The following is a 17101-nucleotide window of genomic DNA, read 5'->3' on the forward strand; positions in this document are numbered from 1 at the left end:
CTTTTCCGACATTTTCCCTAATTCCCGGATCATTGTACATGACTGCGGTGAAATAAACTCGATCACACCTTTCTTCATAATCGGCATCCAGAAACAGGATTTTAAGTTTTCATCTTGGGATTCAGAAGGATAGATAAACGAATGAAACATAACACCAAAAACTACCTCACCCGCTTCATCATAAGGCGAAGTTTCTTCTCCAAAATTACAAGGTTCAACATAGCCTTGACACTCTCTCGTGCCTAAGAAAATATCTCGACGACCGCCGCGAGCAACCATTCTTTTAGCGATATCATAATGCTTATGTTCATTGCGATCCTGAGCTAAATCCGCTCTTTTTGCATTCCAAATGAAATGAGCCTCAACCTGATATTCAACATCATGAAGGTAAGTGTACAGCGATAAATCGTTCTGGTTGGAATAATATCGAATTGGCCGAATCCCTTTTGACTGCGTCTGAATGATTTTCATCACCCGGCAACGATCGATAACCCAAATTAATGTAGGTTTCCAATAAATACTTTCAGTGATTCCTTTCAGAGCTTGATAAGTCGGGACAGGATAACTGAATTTTTCTCCTCCCACCTTGGTAAGTGGATCTGTAAACAGCGCTTCATTTCCCCAGACACGGAAACAAATCTTATTGTCATAAAGCATTTTCTCACCTCTTTCAAATAATCCATGACTGTGCTTCGAAATCAGTCACACCTTTTTCTTCGTCATAACAGCCTTCTTTTAAGCAATAAAGATCAGCCGCTTCAAAATAACTAAAATTCTGTTTATGTTTCCGAATATAGGATTCATTCAGATTAACACTATAATTTTGAGCTTGACGTTTTAATTTTCGCAAATTATCTGGCTGGAATTTAATATTTCCACTATTCAATTCTTCAATCAGTTCTCTCCCTTTTTCATAAGGGACTAAAACCCCAATTGAATAATCTTCAATCACTTTAAAATACCTTCCTGCCGTTTCAAAAGCTTGATGCATCATCCAGTTTACGTCTGATTTCTTTGCCTTTGAAATTTCAGTACACCAACAAGAACAGAAAGAATTCAGATCATATAATGTAAAACCCTGGCTTGTTACAGGATAATCAACTCGATCCTGAATCATTTCATAATATCGAGAATAATACATTTCCAAAGCCTTATTCGATAATATATTATTTTCAAAATCTTCTGGAGCTTTCTTGAATTTATCTAATAAACAATGAGAGCAAATCAGTTTTCTTGTCAGCTGTGAAACGGTTGTATTCTTAGTTATTGATTCATGCATAAAATCAATTTCATACGAATAAAAGACAATGAGTTCGCCTAGCTTTTTATGATCATGTCGATTGCATCTTCCAGCAGCCTGGATTAATGAATCCAATCCTGAACAGGCACGTAAAACAACATCAAAACTGATATCCACTCCGGCTTCAATCAAGGATGTACTAACACATAAGACTGGTATATTTTCTTTCAAAGCATTAATCATCTGTTGTATTCGTCTCTTTTTGTGATCGGGGCATAAATTTGTTGTCAAGAGAATTAAGAGTGGTCGATTCCTCTCTGGAATTTGCTCAAATTTCTTCTTTAAGCATTCAAATACGCGAGTAGCTCCAGATACAGTGTTCATAATCGTTAATGCATTAGATCGCTCTTGCTGCTTTTCATAAGCAAGTTCAGCAATCCTTTCAACTGAGAAACAATTTTGTACATCAGTCTTATCTGTAACAAAAACACGATGAATTTTTTTCATATCTTTTGAATAATTCGTGTCGATATCTTTGTATTGCGACCATTGTAATGGATGTTTTATTTTTTCCAAAAGCGGCGGCGTAGCACTGCATAAAACAACTTTCACATCGGTTAAGTGTTCAAGCATATTTAATGCACTATTAAACATTCCGATACAGTTGTCCGGTATAGATTGGATTTCATCAAAAATAATTACGGAATTGCTTAACTGATGAAGACGGCGTACATCTTTTTTTCTTGCGGAAAAAAATGTATCCATAAAGTGAACCAAAGACGTAATAATTATTGGAGAATCCCAGCGCTCTGTTCGTAATTCATATTCCTGAAGTTCTTCCTGTTTTTGCAAATTATCATCCGTTGATGCATTTATTAACTCATTCTCAAAGTCAGAGTAATGTTCAAGAATCCAGTCCGAATGTTCTTCTAAATGGAGAGTTTCTTTAATAGTTTGTGAATTCTGCAGCAAAATACTCAGAAAAGGAATAACATAAATAATATGTTTTGTTTCAGGAAAATTACAAGCGTGTTGCAAAGCGAGACGAAGACTTGCCAGGGTCTTTCCGGATCCAGTTATTGATTGTAATCGATATATTCCTGAGGGCCAATTTCCTGCGTTTAAGCATGATTTGCTCACTCGCTTGCGAATTTGATTTAAAGTCGAAGAAGCTTGTGATGGATTGAGTTTTTCTAAACCCAATAATTCTTTATTCAATCTCTCCTGAAGTTCTGCCCAGATTTCTATCCTATTTTCTTCTACCGGAATATTTTTCTTATCTAGAAAACAAGCTGTATCCAGTCGATCACTATCTATTAAACTACTGAAAAGAAAACGTTCGATCAGTCCATAGGTGAACATCCCTTCTTCTAACTTCGCCTTTTTGAGTTTATCATCATTTATTTCAAAGGAATGTCCTTTTACAAGTATATTGATTCGGGTATTTAATTGAATTATTTCATTTTGTGCTTTTTCAATAAACTGATTTATCTCTTCTTTACAATTTAATTCATTGAAAAACGAATCATGAACTAATTGGTTTTCCTCAGCATTCAGCATCCGCTCAAAAGGAGAGTTCCCATTTGGATCATATATATCCATCAATCCACGATGATGTCCTAATATCGCGATGGAACATAGCTGAAATAGAAGTATTCTGAACTGTTGCTGCTTTTTCGGCATTGTCCAAAATTCCGTACCAAAAAATAGATTTCTTAGGATCTGAGCTCCTGCTGCCGAATGATTGATTTTCCCTTTCTTCTCTGTTTGATTTTCAAGCATATACTGCTGAAATACAGGATTGGCTTTCCCTGCATCATGGAGTAATCCTATTAATCGTCCAGTTGATGTAAGGCCAAGCGAAAAACAATTTTCTTCCATTATTCTTGCTACATTTTCACTATGATCTTTTAGGGATTGTGCTCGATGTTCTTTCCCATCCCAGTGTGCTAATAACATAAACACACCTCCTATACACAGCCTCTGATAGTTATATTATATCTTATTTCCTAATTATTCCTACCACAAAATAAATCTTACATCTGGCTAACTTTTTCCAATCAAGTAAAAAACAGCACGCTATCATAATAATTAATACATTGCTTGAGGTACAAATTCAAACTATTAATGAGTAAGCAGAGATTAAAGCCCCTATTTCAATCAATACCGCGTGAGCGATGCGACCTGGATATATCCGACTTGCGGATAATCCGGAAGTGAATTTCAATCCACGCACCGCGTGAGCGATGCGACACAAAGGCCCTGTAACTCGTTTCTCAAAACTTGAAATTTCAATCCACGCACCGCGTGAGCGATGCGACAAGATCAGATATGCGCACATCTGTGTAAAGCGTTATTTCAATCCACGCACCGCGTGAGCGATGCGACTTATCCGTTTTTAATTTATCTATTGCTTCTAACCATTTCAATCCACGCACCGCGTGAGCGATGCGACGTAAAACGACATTACTATCCTGTGATCAATGAGTGATTTCAATCCACGCACCGCGTGAGCGATGCGACATATTATAATGGATAGACAAACGTCCCATTATGCATTTCAATCCACGCACCGCGTGAGCGATGCGACGCATTTACTCCAATGGTCAATGTATGCGAGATTTTTATTTCAATCCACGCACCGCGTGAGCGATGCGACGCAGAAAGCGGAGAGGCTATTTATACAATCATTAATTTCAATCCACGCACCGCGTGAGCGATGCGACTAAAGATAAGCTTTAGACAAATCGGGGATATCGGATTTCAATCCACGCACCGCGTGAGCGATGCGACTGCAAATAAGAAACTGTACAAGTTTTACTTGTTACTTATTCTATACTTATAATAACGAATCACTTGGCTGCTTGCAACTATTTAAATAAATTTCACAAATTTCCGGTGCGAACCTCCCTAGGGTTTTATGTTCACTTCAGGTTCGCACCAGATTATCCTTTATTTTTCCTAAGTAAATAATTATTACTAATTTAAAGAAAGGTCAGGAACATGTTATAGGAAACATTTCTGACCTTTATCTGTTTCTAATAATAAGCATCGTTCAATAAGCTAAACCAGAAAGCTCCCAATCCTTCAGCGGTCAAAGATAGTTTTCCTTCACGATTGATAAGACATTCCTGATGTATAAAAGAATCAATTTCACTTTGTATATTCTCTGTATATCCTTCAGCGGCAGCTTGCTGATCCAATAATAACTGACCGCGAAGTTTTCGTATTGCCATTTCTTCCGATGATAAAGACTGAGGATTTTCAATTAACTGCTGACAATTTTCAGCTTCCTTTATATAAGTTTCCAAATTTCGTGTGTTCCTGTACTGATAACCATCAAAGCAGGAATAAGCATCTAAACCAAAGCCGACAACCTCACCTTGTAACCATAGTTGACTTAAGAATTGATCCCGGCACTCCTTTTTACAATAAAGCCCAGGTGCATAGGCAATCCACCCCTGCTCTTTTAAATACTCATCTGTGGCTAGTAACATACGTCGCTGTAATTTTTGATCTGCCTGTCCTTTGGGCCCTAGATACGGCCGAAGCACTAGATGATCCGGCTCCATTTCCAAACAAGAACGCAATGTGCGCTTTAAAGAAACAAACGTTTGTCCAGGAATTCCCAGGTCTAATACCATAGAAACATTATTAACCCGGAATTCATCCAAAAATAAGACCGCATTTTGAACATCCGGCAGAGTAAACGGAACTTTCAGTGTCAGCAATTCGCGTGGCTGCAGCGAATGAACTCTAAGTTGGAAACGAGCAGGCTGTCCCTGACTCAATCCACTTAATAAAGGGACACATACGGTATTGGGCAACGTTTCAATGCTCACTTCGCAGAAATCCGCTAGCCGGTATTCCTGTCGAATTTGATGCAATAACATTCCTAACTTATCCGCATTCATGATCGTCGGACATCCAGCAAACTTCACTGCAGTAAAAGCAACATCTTGAAAATCATCCGCAGCACTATGAATCTCACGGCTCAACGCTTCCATATAATCCAGCTTAGTTTGTGAATCCCCAAGAATCTGAAAAGGATGCGCTAAATTTTCTTCCTGCAGACAGAATGGAAAATTGATCGCCATGACCATCGTTTTATTTGTATTCATCTATAAATAATCCTCTCCTATTTTCTTTTCGTTCATTATATCACGAATTGCCGCTGAAAAAAGAAGATCACGATTTCCAATCAGTCACTAAAAATGTCCAAGTAGTCTTTGTAAGGGAATCTGCTTTTCTGGATCCGGATTGTTTGGTCTCTTAAACTATGATATGATACGAATAACGTAAAGATTTCACAAGGGAACACAAGGGGGAACGACGATGATCAGAGTGGCGCTGGTAGAAGACTATTTACCGCAAATCCAACGCATGGAAGAAATTCTGAATCAAATCCAGCATGATGAAAAGTTAAATTTGCAAATTACTGTTTTTCAGGATGGTGAAACTTTTTCCTCCATACCTCCGCATTCTTTTGATCTGGCGTTATTGGATATCCAAATGGATAAAATGGATGGAATGCAGGCTGCTGCTAAGATCCGAAAGCAAGATGAGGATCTGATCATCATTTTTATCACGAATCTTGCACAATATGCAATACAAGGCTATGCCGTGCAAGCGATGGATTTTAATCTGAAGCCGGTGAACCCTGTTCTGTTTAAAGAAAAACTGATGAAAGCCATACGCCGCATTGAAAGAAAGCAGAAGGAAAAACGAATTTCAATTAAAACAACTCAGGGATGGGTTTGGCTGAAAATGGATGAAATTTGCTATGCCGAATTTGTTAGCCGGCATCTTGAAATCCATACGGACACCCAAGTACTGTGCTGCAGTGAACCCCTTCAGAATTTGCAAGCTTTGCTGGATGAACGTTCTTTCCGCTGTCATGTCGCTTATTTAGTCAATATGGATTATGTGAAGCAGGCTTATAAAACGACGGTTAGGGTTGGAAAGGACGAATTATTAGTCAGCAAGTACCGCCGGAAAGAATTTATGGACGCTCTGACGAAACATGTGGGAAGGTCACTGTGATATGACCCCGGAAGTTTTGTTCGATCTTGTGTTTTTATTGCTTTTTACACTTTGTGAAGTGTTGGGGATTCTGTATTATCTGGCACCTCTGCGCCCCTGTTCCCTTTGGCGTCGCTGGGGATGGCCACTCCTTTTGATCGTCATCTATTACTGTTGGAATATACTCAGCATGACTTCCCAGCAAACCCGTGATATTTACAGTATCCTGTATGTTTTGGAAACCTATTTCACGCTGAGAATTTTTGTTCGGCTGTATTGTGGCTGCCAATGGCGGGAATGTTTTTATTATGTCGTTGTCCCGTTTTTGGCGACTCGGTTTGTCCGACATTTGATCGGTCATCTGATGATCAGCGCGCAATCGACAAATTTTTTGGTCGAAGGTTCCGCATGGGGGCTGCGCTTAATTTCCAGCTTGAGTTTGCTTGGTATTTACCTGCTGCTGTTGACACCCGTTAAAAAAATGGTTTTTCGTTATGATTTAACCCGGCAAAATCCGATTTATATGGGATTGGTGGCTTTGAGCGTCGTTCCGGTGGTCTATATTGGCACGTTTGCGGAAACGCTAGGCAAGGAAAGCTGGGCGCGCGGATTGGAGGCGATTTCGATTGAAGGTATTGCCAGTGTCTGTGGATTTTTAACGATCATCGGCGTGCAGTGGATGATGGAAAGTCAGCGCAAGGAAGAAGACTTGCAGCGCATGCAAACGATACTGAAGCTGCAATACCGGCAGGTAGAAAATCGACAGCAGACAATGGAGATCGTGAATCAGAAATATCATGATATGAAAAATCATCTGCAGGTATTGGAACAGCTGGAAGATCATGAAAAACGTCGGCGATATTTGAATACGCTGCAGGAGCAAATGGCGGGGTTTGAAAATTTCGTTGATACAGGCAATGAAACTTTGGACGTAATTTTAACTGATAAGCATGAACAGTGTATGAAAAATAACATTCCGCTCTTGACGATGATTCAGGCAGAGTTGCTGGATCTTTTATCACCTGCCGATTTAACGACGATTTTTGCCAACGCGCTGGACAATGCAATTGAACATGTCTGCGAATTACCGGCTGATCAGCGGGAAATAAACGTCAAAGTTTGCCGCCGCCAAGTCTGGTGTGTTATTTGCTTTAATAACCCTTGTCAAAGCGAAATGTTGATCTGGCATAAGAATCAGCTGCAATCTACCAAACACGATGCCGGACATGGCTATGGTTTGCGTAGTATTCGTTATACTGTTGAAAAATATCATGGAACAATGAGTACAGAGGTGATCGAAAATCATTTTATCCTGACGCTTCTTTTACCCTTACCTGAAACTTTGATGAAGGCGCGAGTGTCGCGGTTATTGAACAACAGGCCTGGGGTGCCTTTGTCGATCTGGAAAATACCGGGGCGAATATGGGCGGCTGGTTTGGCGAGGATATTGGCCATGTCAATTCGCAGTTTCTGATCAATCGAGGTTTCGGCCCGTACAATACCGGAGAAATCACTTCTGAGTTCTGTCTGCGTGCTAACGGACGCTGCAATCCGGATATCATCCGTGGTTTTGTTCAGAATTCCGGAGCGATGTTCGACCGGTATCAGGAAGTTTACAATTTATACGAAGAAGAACGAAAGGCGAATGACAGCCAAGTCTTCATGAAGGGCACAATGGTTCGGATTCCGGGGGTCGAAGTTCCGGATGAAGGGCAATTCGACATGTCCAATATGTTTGAATATCCGTTATGCAACACGCAGGCGGCTTACAGTGGGGCAAAGGTTTCCTATCCAATCCATTGCGGCGGTTATAAAACATGGCCATGCAATGCGCAATTCTATGGCTATCAGGGAAATAATATTGAATTTGTCCATAAATACATTGTTAAATATACCCAGGAACATGGAGCGGAGTGGTTCTTCGAGCATACTGGTATTGTCTTAGTCCAGGCAGATGACGGGACAGTCACTGGGTTAATTGCAAAAAATGCTGAAGGTGAGTACGTTAAATTCACAGCGGACAAAGGTGTTATTTTATGCGCAGGTGACTTCATCGGCGATCCGAAAATGTGCTGGGCTTTGCTGAATGAAGGCATGGAATGGGCAGAACGTGATGGAAAAACGGCTGAAGATTGGGCGAGCACGACGATTCGTGCCGGGATCGGTCATAAAATGGGCTGTTGGGCCGGCGGTATGATTGAAGCTTCCCCGCGCGGATGGATGGCGCTGGGCGGCGGCGTAAGTGGTCCTTGGGGAACCTGCCCGATGTTAATGCTGAATGTTGAAGGCAAACGTTTCTGCAACGAAGGCGCAATCAGTCAGCTGGGTTCCGTATCTAAACGTCAGCCGGCAGGCTTAGCTTGCTATGTCACGGATGCGAACTGGAGCGAAACTGTAGCGAAGGCGCCGCTGGATCACGGAGCGCCTAACTTTGGCATGGATGATTTTTACGATGTATTGAAAGCCGATATGGATACGGTTGAGATCGGCAATCCGGAAGGCTCGACAGTCACCGGGGCAAATCTGGCAGAACGGAAAATGATGAAGGGTACGGTTTTTGCTGCCAATACGCTGGAAGAATTGGCAGACTTGTTAGGTTATGAGGGGGAAGCAAAACAGAATTTTCTTGACAGTGTTACGCATTATAATGAGTTATGCCATTCAACCGAGGGAGATACAGATTACGGCAAAGATAAAGAATTCATGATCCCGATTGAAAAAGCGCCGTTCTATGGCGGAACTGGAAATTTAGGTCATGGCGGCAACCCGTCAATGGTTACGTTGTCGGGACTGGTTACGGATGCGGAACAAAACGTGCTGAATACACAATGGGAAAAGATCGGTAACCTGTATGCGGCGGGTAATTGTTTAGGTGGCCGTTATGGCTTAGGTTACAGCACGCCGATGGCAGGCAACTCAGTCGGTATGGCAATGACCCATGGTTGGCTGGTAGGGCATACCTGTGGAAAAAAATAGATATGATTTTCTCCATCCTGGCTTTGTTGGGATGGAGTTTTTCTTTTTGTTTTCTTGCGGGCTGCTATAATAAAGAAAAGGGAGGGTCTTAAAATGATGGATGAAAAGCGTATACAGACACTTATTCGGGAAGGCCGGCAGTTTTTGCATTGTCAGAGTCTAGCGGATCAGGATGATTTTGTGTCTGATCAGCAGCTAAAGAAACCGCAGCCACCGCTCGTGAAGGTTGCGATGAGCGAACAGAGAATAATGCTGCCGCGGAATTTTGAAGATTTGGATATTGATGGGGATTTTACTGAGATTTTATCAAGACGGCATAGTTCTCGTGTTTTTACCCAGCAGCCGATTAGTTTACTTCAGTTATCGTATTTATTATGGGCAAGTCAAGGGGTGAAAGAGATTCGTGGAAAGCGATACGCAACATTGCGAACTGTGCCATCCGGTGGTGCTCGTCATGGATTTGAAACGTATTTGATTGTGCGGATGTGCGAGGGATTGGATTGTGGAGTTTATCATTATTTACCAATGGAGCATACGCTTGAATTTTTACATAGAATAGATGATGAAGAGCAGATGATTTCGGATTCACTGTGCGGACAGCGCTGGGCGAGCAAAGCGAGTGTTGTTTTCTATTGGTCGCTGGTAGCCTATCGTTGCGAGTGGCGATATGGGATTCGGGCGCATCGAGTGGCATTGATCGACGTGGGACATGTTGGACAGAATTTATATCTGGGCTGCGCTGCGCTAAATTTAGGGGTTTGCGGGATTGCGGCGTTTGATGATAAAGTTTGCAGTGACATTTTTGGATTGGATAAAGATGAGGAATTTATTATTTATACTGCACCCGTAGGAACGATTAGTTCTGCGGATATTGAGAAAGAAAGTGGTTTCTATCGATTTGTGGAAGAAGAAGGTCTTTAAGTGCGAACGTGAAGTGAACATAAAAATTCTGGGAGGTTCGCACCGGGAAAATGTGAAAATTAAAGAAAATATTGCAAGTGTACCCAAGATTGTTTATCATAGAATTGAAATAGGAAACAAATAGAAGTCATTAAGTTTCTTATTTGCGGTCGCATTGCTCACGCGGTGCGTGGATTGAAATCTAGATTGTTTTTATCGTTGCGACTATACATGCGTCGCATTGCTCACGCGGTGCGTGGATTGAAATCTTCGTGCAGTAGGCAAACCGCATACATAGTACCGTCGCATTGCTCACGCGGTGCGTGGATTGAAATTTTCGCCACCTTGCTATCTAAATCAAGATTAACAGTCGCATTGCTCACGCGGTGCGTGGATTGAAATTTTAACGATGGCGCCGACCGCGATAGCCACTACGTCGCATTGCTCACGCGGTGCGTGGATTGAAATTGACCCTTGATGGTGGAAACCCTCAACGTGTCTGTCGCATTGCTCACGCGGTGCGTGGATTGAAATCATAGCCGCTCAAACTGATAGTCATCCACAAAGCAAGTCGCATTGCTCACGCGGTGCGTGGATTGAAATGCGTCTTTGCTCTGCAATCGGCGCATGATGTCCGTCGCATTGCTCACGCGGTGCGTGGATTGAAATTCCTGCAGATCAATCTGCACTTGCCCGGGCTTTGGTCGCATTGCTCACGCGGTGCGTGGATTGAAATTTTAAACTCTCGTGCAATCAATGAACCTGAAGAGTCGCATTGCTCACGCGGTGCGTGGATTGAAATCATCACATACAATCTTAGACGGATAGGCGCAGACGTCGCATTGCTCACGCGGTGCGTGGATTGAAATGCAAATGGATGAAAAGGAGAACTAATTATCATGAAGTCGCATTGCTCACGCGGTGCGTGGATTGAAATGATCACTCTGTTTATGTCTCTGTACAATCCTGTTCCGTCGCATTGCTCACGCGGTGCGTGGATTGAAATAGCGGATCATTAGCGCTGAGGGTGGCGAGAAGTCCGGTCGCATCGCTCACGCGGTGCGTGGATTGAAATATCTGCACGTTAACAACCCAACGGAGATATGTACGTCGAATCACACAAATGATCCCCCTCTCTTAATACAGGCTGCGTATGAATTAAAACTTCTTCAATTTATGCGAATTAACTAGGCCGAAAAAAATCTCGCTTAAGAATAAGTGAGATTCACTCCAACACAGAAAAGTTTTATTAGAAAACTCTTATCAAACATTGTATCGGTTATCATTAAGTTGCTCCGCGGATCTGCTTTACAAAAAAATAAAACAATACCTTGAGCAAATGAGTTCAACTAGGTAAACTTAAAAAATTAAAACTCTAACGACCACGAAACCAACACGATTACCTCTATTCATCCCGTTGTTCGTAAAAACTCAAAACATTGACCAAAATCAAGAAAATAAAAAAAATCGTACACTTTTCGTACATTTTGAAAACGAAGGTATCAAAACCACCCGTAAAACGGGTGGTTTGCTTTGAGCCTATAAGGCTCTGTTCCTGGCCTGCGCCTCAAGGCGCTGGCTTTCACTTTGTTCAAGCCCCTATTGCATTTTGTCTCTTTTGCTGCCCCTAAAGGAGCGTTCGGATTACTTGCCCTGACCCTTAAAAGGGTCTTCGTATTCCTTTACACTCAATTTATCCAACACTTTATCTCTTTCTTCTTGTTCTCTTATGTATTTTGCGATTGTCGCTTCATTCAACCCCACTGTACTTACATAGTATCCTTCTGCCCAAAAGTGTCGATTCCCAAACTTGTATTTCAAATTTGCATGCTGATCAAACATCATCAGCGCTGATTTCCCTTTCAAATACCCCATGAATGAGGATACACTGTATTTTGGCGGAATAGCTAACAGCAAATGCACATGATCCGGCATCATATGCCCCTCTATGATTTCTACCCCTTTGTATTTACACAGTGCTTTGATGATATCGATCAAATCTTTTCGATATTGATTATAGATCACTTTTCTTCTATACTTAGGGATGAACACAATGTGGTATTTACACATCCATGCTGTGTGGGCTAATGAATTGTATTTTTTAGCCATTTGAATCACCTTTCCTTTCTTAATAGTAGCTTGAACAACTCTATTTTATTCGGAAAGGTGATTCCACTGTATAACTTTTTTTGCCCACCCGCATAGCGGGTGGTTTTTTGTTTCGCTGGCTTCGCCTGCTCAACCGACTTAAGTCTTCCCGAAATCCACCTTCTGTGGATTTCTCCGTATCATCAAAAAAAGCCCTTAATTAAGGGCTTAATTGTTAACTGGTGCCGATACCCAGAATTGAACTGGGAACTGAGCATTACCATTGCTCCGTTTTACCATTGAACTATATCGGCAGGCATTTAATATAATATCAGTTACTTATAAAAAATGCAACAGTCTTTTTTTAGAAATCAAACTTTTTCAAAGCCCGCAGGACGCGCGCAACCGGGAATCCCATAATCGAATAAAAATCACCAGTAATTTTCTTCGCCAGAAAAAATCCCTCACCCTGGATTCCATACGCTCCCGCTTTATCCAACGGCTCGCCCGTTGCTACATAAGCGTCAATCTCCTCCGCTGTTAAAGGATAAAATTCCACATCACTCACATCACAGAAGCAAATCCTCTGATCAGCGGAAAACAGACATACGCCGGTCATGACCTGGTGCGTTTTCCCCGATAGCCGAGAAAGCATCGCTTTCGCTTCTTCCACATCTTTAGGTTTCCCTAAAATCTGCCTCTCCAACACCACGATCGTATCCGCACCGATCACTACCGCTTCCGGATGCCTTTCAAACACAGTGTGCGCTTTCCGCCACGCCAACTCCTCCATCGCCGCTTCCAGCGGAATATCCGGATTCAAAGCTTCATCAATATCCGCGACCTCGATGCGAAACGGAACATGGCAGCGTTCCAAAAGCTCACGCCGGCGCGGTGACTGGCTCGCAAGGATTAATTCACGCTTCATTCGCGATTTCCTTTCTGATTTTTATCATAAATAATCTTCATTCCCTTAAACGCCAAATCCGGATCATATTCATCAATGCAATCCGTTTCGTTTACCAAAATGCGGCCTAATCCTCCCGTAGCAATTACTTTCAGCAGCGGCTGATTCAGCTCTTCTTTAATCCGACGCACAAGATATTCCACCTGACCAATATAACCATAGACCAACCCCGACTGCATTCCGGAAACCGTATTCTTTGACAACACACGTTCCGGCTTGATGATCTCAATTTCCGGCAATTTTGCCGTCATCGACCACAAAGCCTGCGCAGCGATCTCAATTCCAGGTGAAATCACAGTATATTCAAACACCCCTTTGGCAGAAATGTAATCATAAGTCGTGGCCGTTCCGAAATCAATGACCAAACACGCCTGATGATATAAATGATAAGCAGCCGCAACGTTCACAATCCTGTCGGCCCCCACCTCTTTCGGATTTTCAGAATTCACAGAGATTCCCGTCTTCACTCCCGGGCCGATAATCAGCGGCGTACAATGGAAATATTTAATCACCGCATTTTCCAAGGAATGCATGATTTTCGGAACGACGCTGGAAATCACGACGTCGTGAATCAGAGAACTGTCAATCAACCGGGTCGACAACATCGTCCACAATACCATTCCCAATTCATCCGAAGTCCGCGGCGTTTTCGTCGTCATCCGAAATGTCGCTTTTAAATCGTCATGATCAAACACGCCGACTGTAATGTTGGTATTTCCAACATCCAAAGTCATCAACATAGGCTATTTCTCCCTTTTCTCTTTCAAAATTGCCAGACAACGCTCCAGCAGCTCATAGGCCAGATCTTCCTTGCGCATGAGCGGCAGCGTTTCTTCACCCGAGGCCGTGATCACTGTGACCCGGTTTGTATCGATTCCAAAGCCAGCTCCACTTTCCCGTAAATCGTTCGCGACGATCAGATCGGCATGCTTGGATGCCAATTTTGTACGCGCCCGCGCCAACAGTTGCTCGGTTTCCATTGCGAATCCGCACAACACCTGATCATCCCGCTTTCTCTCGCCTACGGCTTTCAGGATATCCTGGGTCCGTTTTAAAGTCAGCTGGAATTCCCCATCTGTCTTTTTTATTTTTTCAGAAGCTGTTTCCACCGGAGTATAATCCGCCACGGCCGCGGCCTTGATAATCAGATCTGATTCAGAAGCCCGGCTGAACACCGCTTCAGCCATTGACTGAGCGGAAGTCACCGGCTGGTCCTCCACCCCGCGCAAAGCAGGCAAAGCCGTCGGGCCATGAACTAACGTAACCTTCGCGCCCCAGTTTCGCGCAGCTTTGGCAATCGCATATCCCATTTTTCCACTGGAATGATTCGTCAGATACCGGACCGGATCCAAAGCCTCCCGGGTTGGACCGGCAGTGACCAGAACCTTCAATCCTGCCAGCGGCTTTTCCTTGATCAGAGCCTGCTCAATCTCATCCTCAATCACGGCCAATGGCGCCAGCCGCCCTTTGCCGACATCGCCGCACGCCAGCAAACCGCTGTCCGCTTCTACGATCCGCATTCCGTGAGCCTTCAATAACCGCAGGTTTTCCTGCGTCGCCGGATTTTCCAGCATCCCGGTATTCATCGCCGGGCAGATAATTTTCGTGCAGCTGCAGGCCAGAAAAGTCGTCGTCAGCATATCGTCCGCCAAACCATGAGCCAGCTTGGCGATCACATTCGCCGTCGCCGGGGCGATCACAAACACATCCGCCTGTTTTGCCAAGGAAACATGCTGAACATGATATTCGAAATTCCGGTCAAATGTATCCACACTGACCCGATGACCGCTCAGCGTTTCAAAAGTCAGCGGACTGACGAATTCTGTCGCGTTGCGGGTCATGATCACATGAACATCCAGATCCATCTTTTTCAGATCACTCGTCAGCTGCGCCGCTTTGTATGCGGCAATCCCGCCGGTGACCCCTAAAATCACAGTTTTTTTCATCGGTTCCTCCCTGCCGTCAAAAACGGTCTTTTCTATATTCTCACTCACTCCGGCTTACGCATCGCAAGAGCTATATCTGTAGTTTTTACAATTATTCTCCGGCGGCTTTTTTGATCTTTCCTTTCGTTAGCGGCAGAAGGACCCGGCCGACCGCGAGAACAATCACAGCGCCGATCGCCATTTCCAAAAGACCGTTCGTCATGACTACCCCCAGCAACAAGGCTGCCAAGCCTGACAACGCAACCCCTTTTACCGCGGCATACGCTGAGCCGAAGAAAACATAAATTCCCAGCATGACCAGAGCCGTATGCGTCAACGTACTGATCAGCGCTGCCAGGATTAGACTGACATTGATCTTCTTCGTCGTTTTCATCAGCAAAGTAAACAACACGCCGGCCAGCCAGCCTAACAAAACCCGCGGTCCGATCGCAATGATCAAACTCGCCAATCCGCCGTGAAATTCGCCAACCGAATAAAACGGGGAAAAGACAAACGAGGTCACCGTTGGCGTCAGGGTGTTGATAATCACGCTGCTGATCCCGAAGATCAAACCGATTGCGCTCCCGGCGCCCGGCCCCATCAGAACGCCTGCCAGAATAACCGGAATATGGAGCGTTGTCGCCCGCACCGGACCGATCGGAATGTAACCTAACGGCGTCAGCATCAGCACAATTTCGATGCAGCCGAATAACGCCAGCAGCACCATGTTCTTCGTCTTCTGTTTCGAATTCATATTTTCTGTTTTCCTCCTGTCGCTCCCTACACGGGATGCAACGTACTGAAATTCAAGAATCCCTGCCGGAATTGCGTCCATCAGATAGAAGTCCGTTACGATCTCCTTGCGATGTGAAAATCCGGATTGTGGGAATTCATATTTATTATACTCAAGATCCCCTTCAATTCAACCGTTTCACAACCGGAAGACGGCAAAATTCTACCAAAAATAGACAGCTTTGGTTTTGTTGAACAGCCGCCATACTAACGGTACAGGAAATGAAGGTGAACGGATGAAAAGAATACCCTATGTCATTTTAATCAGTCTGCTTTTGTTAAGCGGATGCCAGAGCCAGCCCGGGAATGACGATCCAACGGCAAAGGTTGGATCCATAACCGATGATGTTCCGGAAATCAATATTCCGGAAACCGATATCGACTTTTCGCAATTCAGTACGCTGGACGCCCGGATGCAGGCGTGGGGCTTGGGCAAAGACAAAGATGAAAACGGCCAGCCCGCAGACGCTGTACTCGCAAATCAAAAGTATAAAGCTTATGATGCTGTCTTTGTCGGCCGGCCGGATCAGAAGGTTTATCTGACCTTCGACAATGGCTACGAAAACGGAAATACGCCGAAGATTCTGGATACGCTGAAAGAGAAAAACGTCAGTGCCGTCTTCTTCGTCACATCGCAATATGTATTGGAAAATCCGGATTTGGTTCAGCGGATGATTGATGAAGGTCATGTGATCGGTAATCACAGCTATCATCATCACTCCTTCCCGACCATCAGCATTGAGAAGGTTTATGATGAAATCATGCAGCTGGACGCGCTGTTATTAGATCAATTTCAATACAAGATGACGCTGGTCCGGCCGCCGAAGGGAGAATTCAACGAGCAATCGCTGGCCTTATGTAACTTATTAGGCTATCAGACCGTGCTGTGGTCCTATGCTTACTATGATTACAATGTCGCCGATCAGCCCGATCCGACAGCCGCGCTGAAGAAAAACCTGGATAACGCGCATCCCGGCGCCATTTATCTTCTGCACGCGGTCTCGGATACCAACATGCAGATCCTCCCCGAGTTGATCGAAGGCCTGCGGAAGCTGAATTATGAAGTAGCCCGCTATGATTTAAAATAAGACTTACGAAATACAACACATCCTCTTTCTTAAAATAACAATAAAAGACAAATCCGATATTACTACAGAGACTGAGCTGTTAAAGGATTTGCCTTTTTCTTTT

At 43.6% G+C, this 17101-nt stretch carries 13 protein-coding genes, 1 tRNA gene and 2 CRISPR repeat arrays; of the genes, 5 read left to right on the forward strand and 9 right to left on the reverse strand.

Annotated elements, in window-relative coordinates; translation table 11 throughout:
- The 3 genes from cas5c to HOLDEFILI_RS16345 form a co-directional block, all read right to left on the reverse strand.
- Positions 1 to 657: type I-C CRISPR-associated protein Cas5c (gene cas5c, locus HOLDEFILI_RS19945; protein WP_006060987.1), on the reverse strand; the 657-nt coding region annotated here is incomplete at its 3' end.
- A gap of 13 nt (positions 658 to 670) precedes the next feature.
- Positions 671 to 3199 carry a CRISPR-associated helicase/endonuclease Cas3 gene (locus tag HOLDEFILI_RS16340; protein ID WP_006060988.1) on the reverse strand — a complete coding sequence of 843 codons (2529 nt, stop codon included), beginning with the start codon at positions 3197 to 3199 and terminating at the stop codon, positions 671 to 673.
- A 261-nt stretch (positions 3200 to 3460) separates the two neighbouring features.
- Positions 3461 to 4033: direct repeats of the CRISPR family, unit length 33 nt; unit sequence ATTTCAATCCACGCACCGCGTGAGCGATGCGAC.
- Positions 4034 to 4278: 245 nt separating this feature from the next.
- Positions 4279 to 5361, reverse strand: coding sequence for a hypothetical protein (locus HOLDEFILI_RS16345; RefSeq protein ID WP_006060991.1), 1083 nt, complete (start codon positions 5359 to 5361; stop codon positions 4279 to 4281).
- Between the two features lie 214 nt (positions 5362 to 5575).
- Between HOLDEFILI_RS16345 and HOLDEFILI_RS16350 the strand changes: the two genes are divergently transcribed.
- From HOLDEFILI_RS16350 to HOLDEFILI_RS16360, 4 genes are all read left to right on the forward strand, one after another.
- Complete coding sequence (locus HOLDEFILI_RS16350) at positions 5576 to 6283, forward strand: LytR/AlgR family response regulator transcription factor (protein ID WP_006060992.1); 708 nt, start codon at positions 5576 to 5578, stop codon at positions 6281 to 6283.
- Positions 6284 to 6311: 28 nt separating this feature from the next.
- Positions 6312 to 7736 carry a sensor histidine kinase gene (locus HOLDEFILI_RS18610; protein ID WP_167317159.1) on the forward strand — a complete coding sequence of 475 codons (1425 nt, stop codon included), beginning with the start codon at positions 6312 to 6314 and terminating at the stop codon, positions 7734 to 7736.
- Positions 7685 to 9238, forward strand: coding sequence for an FAD-binding protein (locus tag HOLDEFILI_RS16355; protein WP_006060995.1), 1554 nt, complete (start codon positions 7685 to 7687; stop codon positions 9236 to 9238). The genes HOLDEFILI_RS18610 and HOLDEFILI_RS16355 overlap by 52 nt, the downstream gene beginning before the upstream one ends.
- A 93-nt stretch (positions 9239 to 9331) precedes the next feature.
- Positions 9332 to 10159 (forward strand): SagB/ThcOx family dehydrogenase, encoded by an 828-nt coding sequence (locus HOLDEFILI_RS16360; RefSeq protein WP_244264345.1) that lies wholly within the window; start codon positions 9332 to 9334, stop codon positions 10157 to 10159.
- 148 nt (positions 10160 to 10307) lie between these two features.
- A CRISPR array of direct repeats spans positions 10308 to 11213; the repeat unit is 33 nt; unit sequence GTCGCATTGCTCACGCGGTGCGTGGATTGAAAT.
- 569 nt (positions 11214 to 11782) lie between these two features.
- Here the strand turns inward: HOLDEFILI_RS16360 and tnpA are convergent.
- From tnpA to HOLDEFILI_RS16390, 6 genes are all read right to left on the reverse strand, one after another.
- The gene (tnpA, locus tag HOLDEFILI_RS16365; protein ID WP_006060998.1) at positions 11783 to 12247 is read right to left on the reverse strand and encodes an IS200/IS605 family transposase; all 465 of its coding nucleotides are present in this window, start codon (positions 12245 to 12247) and stop codon (positions 11783 to 11785) included.
- A gap of 219 nt (positions 12248 to 12466) precedes the next feature.
- Positions 12467 to 12540, reverse strand: a tRNA-Thr gene (locus tag HOLDEFILI_RS16370).
- Positions 12541 to 12590: 50 nt separating this feature from the next.
- A complete protein-coding gene (locus tag HOLDEFILI_RS16375; RefSeq protein ID WP_006060999.1) occupies positions 12591 to 13154 on the reverse strand; it encodes a Maf family protein in 564 nt (187 codons plus the stop codon).
- Positions 13151 to 13933 (reverse strand): type III pantothenate kinase, encoded by a 783-nt coding sequence (locus tag HOLDEFILI_RS16380; RefSeq protein WP_006061000.1) that lies wholly within the window; start codon positions 13931 to 13933, stop codon positions 13151 to 13153. The genes HOLDEFILI_RS16375 and HOLDEFILI_RS16380 overlap by 4 nt, the downstream gene beginning before the upstream one ends.
- A gap of 3 nt (positions 13934 to 13936) precedes the next feature.
- Positions 13937 to 15139 carry a bifunctional phosphopantothenoylcysteine decarboxylase/phosphopantothenate--cysteine ligase CoaBC gene (gene coaBC / locus HOLDEFILI_RS16385; protein WP_039865334.1) on the reverse strand — a complete coding sequence of 401 codons (1203 nt, stop codon included), beginning with the start codon at positions 15137 to 15139 and terminating at the stop codon, positions 13937 to 13939.
- A gap of 91 nt (positions 15140 to 15230) precedes the next feature.
- Positions 15231 to 15872: an ECF transporter S component gene (locus HOLDEFILI_RS16390; RefSeq protein WP_039865335.1), complete on the reverse strand. Its 642-nt coding sequence runs from the start codon at positions 15870 to 15872 to the stop codon at positions 15231 to 15233.
- A gap of 274 nt (positions 15873 to 16146) precedes the next feature.
- Here HOLDEFILI_RS16390 and HOLDEFILI_RS16395 point away from each other — a divergent pair, with 274 nt between their 5' ends.
- On the forward strand, positions 16147 to 16998 hold the full coding sequence (locus tag HOLDEFILI_RS16395; protein ID WP_006061003.1) for a delta-lactam-biosynthetic de-N-acetylase: 852 nt from the start codon (positions 16147 to 16149) through the stop codon (positions 16996 to 16998).
- Positions 16999 to 17101: the final 103 nt, after the last annotated feature.

This window comes from Holdemania filiformis DSM 12042 (genome assembly GCF_000157995.1).
GTDB lineage: Bacteria > Bacillota_I > Bacilli_A > Erysipelotrichales > Erysipelotrichaceae > Holdemania > Holdemania filiformis.

Bases quoted from the DNA above. Each gene is read 5' to 3' on its own strand.
- HOLDEFILI_RS16350 (WP_006060992.1), top strand. From the start codon at position 5,576: ATGATCAGAGTGGCGCTGGTAGAAGACTATTTACCGCAAATCCAACGC.
- HOLDEFILI_RS16380 (WP_006061000.1), bottom strand. From the start codon at position 13,933: ATGTTGATGACTTTGGATGTTGGAAATACCAACATTACAGTCGGCGTG.
- tnpA (WP_006060998.1), bottom strand. From the start codon at position 12,247: ATGGCTAAAAAATACAATTCATTAGCCCACACAGCATGGATGTGTAAA.
- HOLDEFILI_RS16395 (WP_006061003.1), top strand. From the start codon at position 16,147: ATGAAAAGAATACCCTATGTCATTTTAATCAGTCTGCTTTTGTTAAGC.
- HOLDEFILI_RS16390 (WP_039865335.1), bottom strand. From the start codon at position 15,872: ATGAATTCGAAACAGAAGACGAAGAACATGGTGCTGCTGGCGTTATTC.
- coaBC (WP_039865334.1), bottom strand. From the start codon at position 15,139: ATGAAAAAAACTGTGATTTTAGGGGTCACCGGCGGGATTGCCGCATAC.
- HOLDEFILI_RS16360 (WP_244264345.1), top strand. From the start codon at position 9,332: ATGATGGATGAAAAGCGTATACAGACACTTATTCGGGAAGGCCGGCAG.
- HOLDEFILI_RS16340 (WP_006060988.1), bottom strand. From the start codon at position 3,199: ATGTTATTAGCACACTGGGATGGGAAAGAACATCGAGCACAATCCCTA.
- HOLDEFILI_RS16375 (WP_006060999.1), bottom strand. From the start codon at position 13,154: ATGAAGCGTGAATTAATCCTTGCGAGCCAGTCACCGCGCCGGCGTGAG.
- HOLDEFILI_RS16345 (WP_006060991.1), bottom strand. From the start codon at position 5,361: ATGAATACAAATAAAACGATGGTCATGGCGATCAATTTTCCATTCTGT.
- HOLDEFILI_RS16355 (WP_006060995.1), top strand. From the start codon at position 7,685: ATGGGCGGCTGGTTTGGCGAGGATATTGGCCATGTCAATTCGCAGTTT.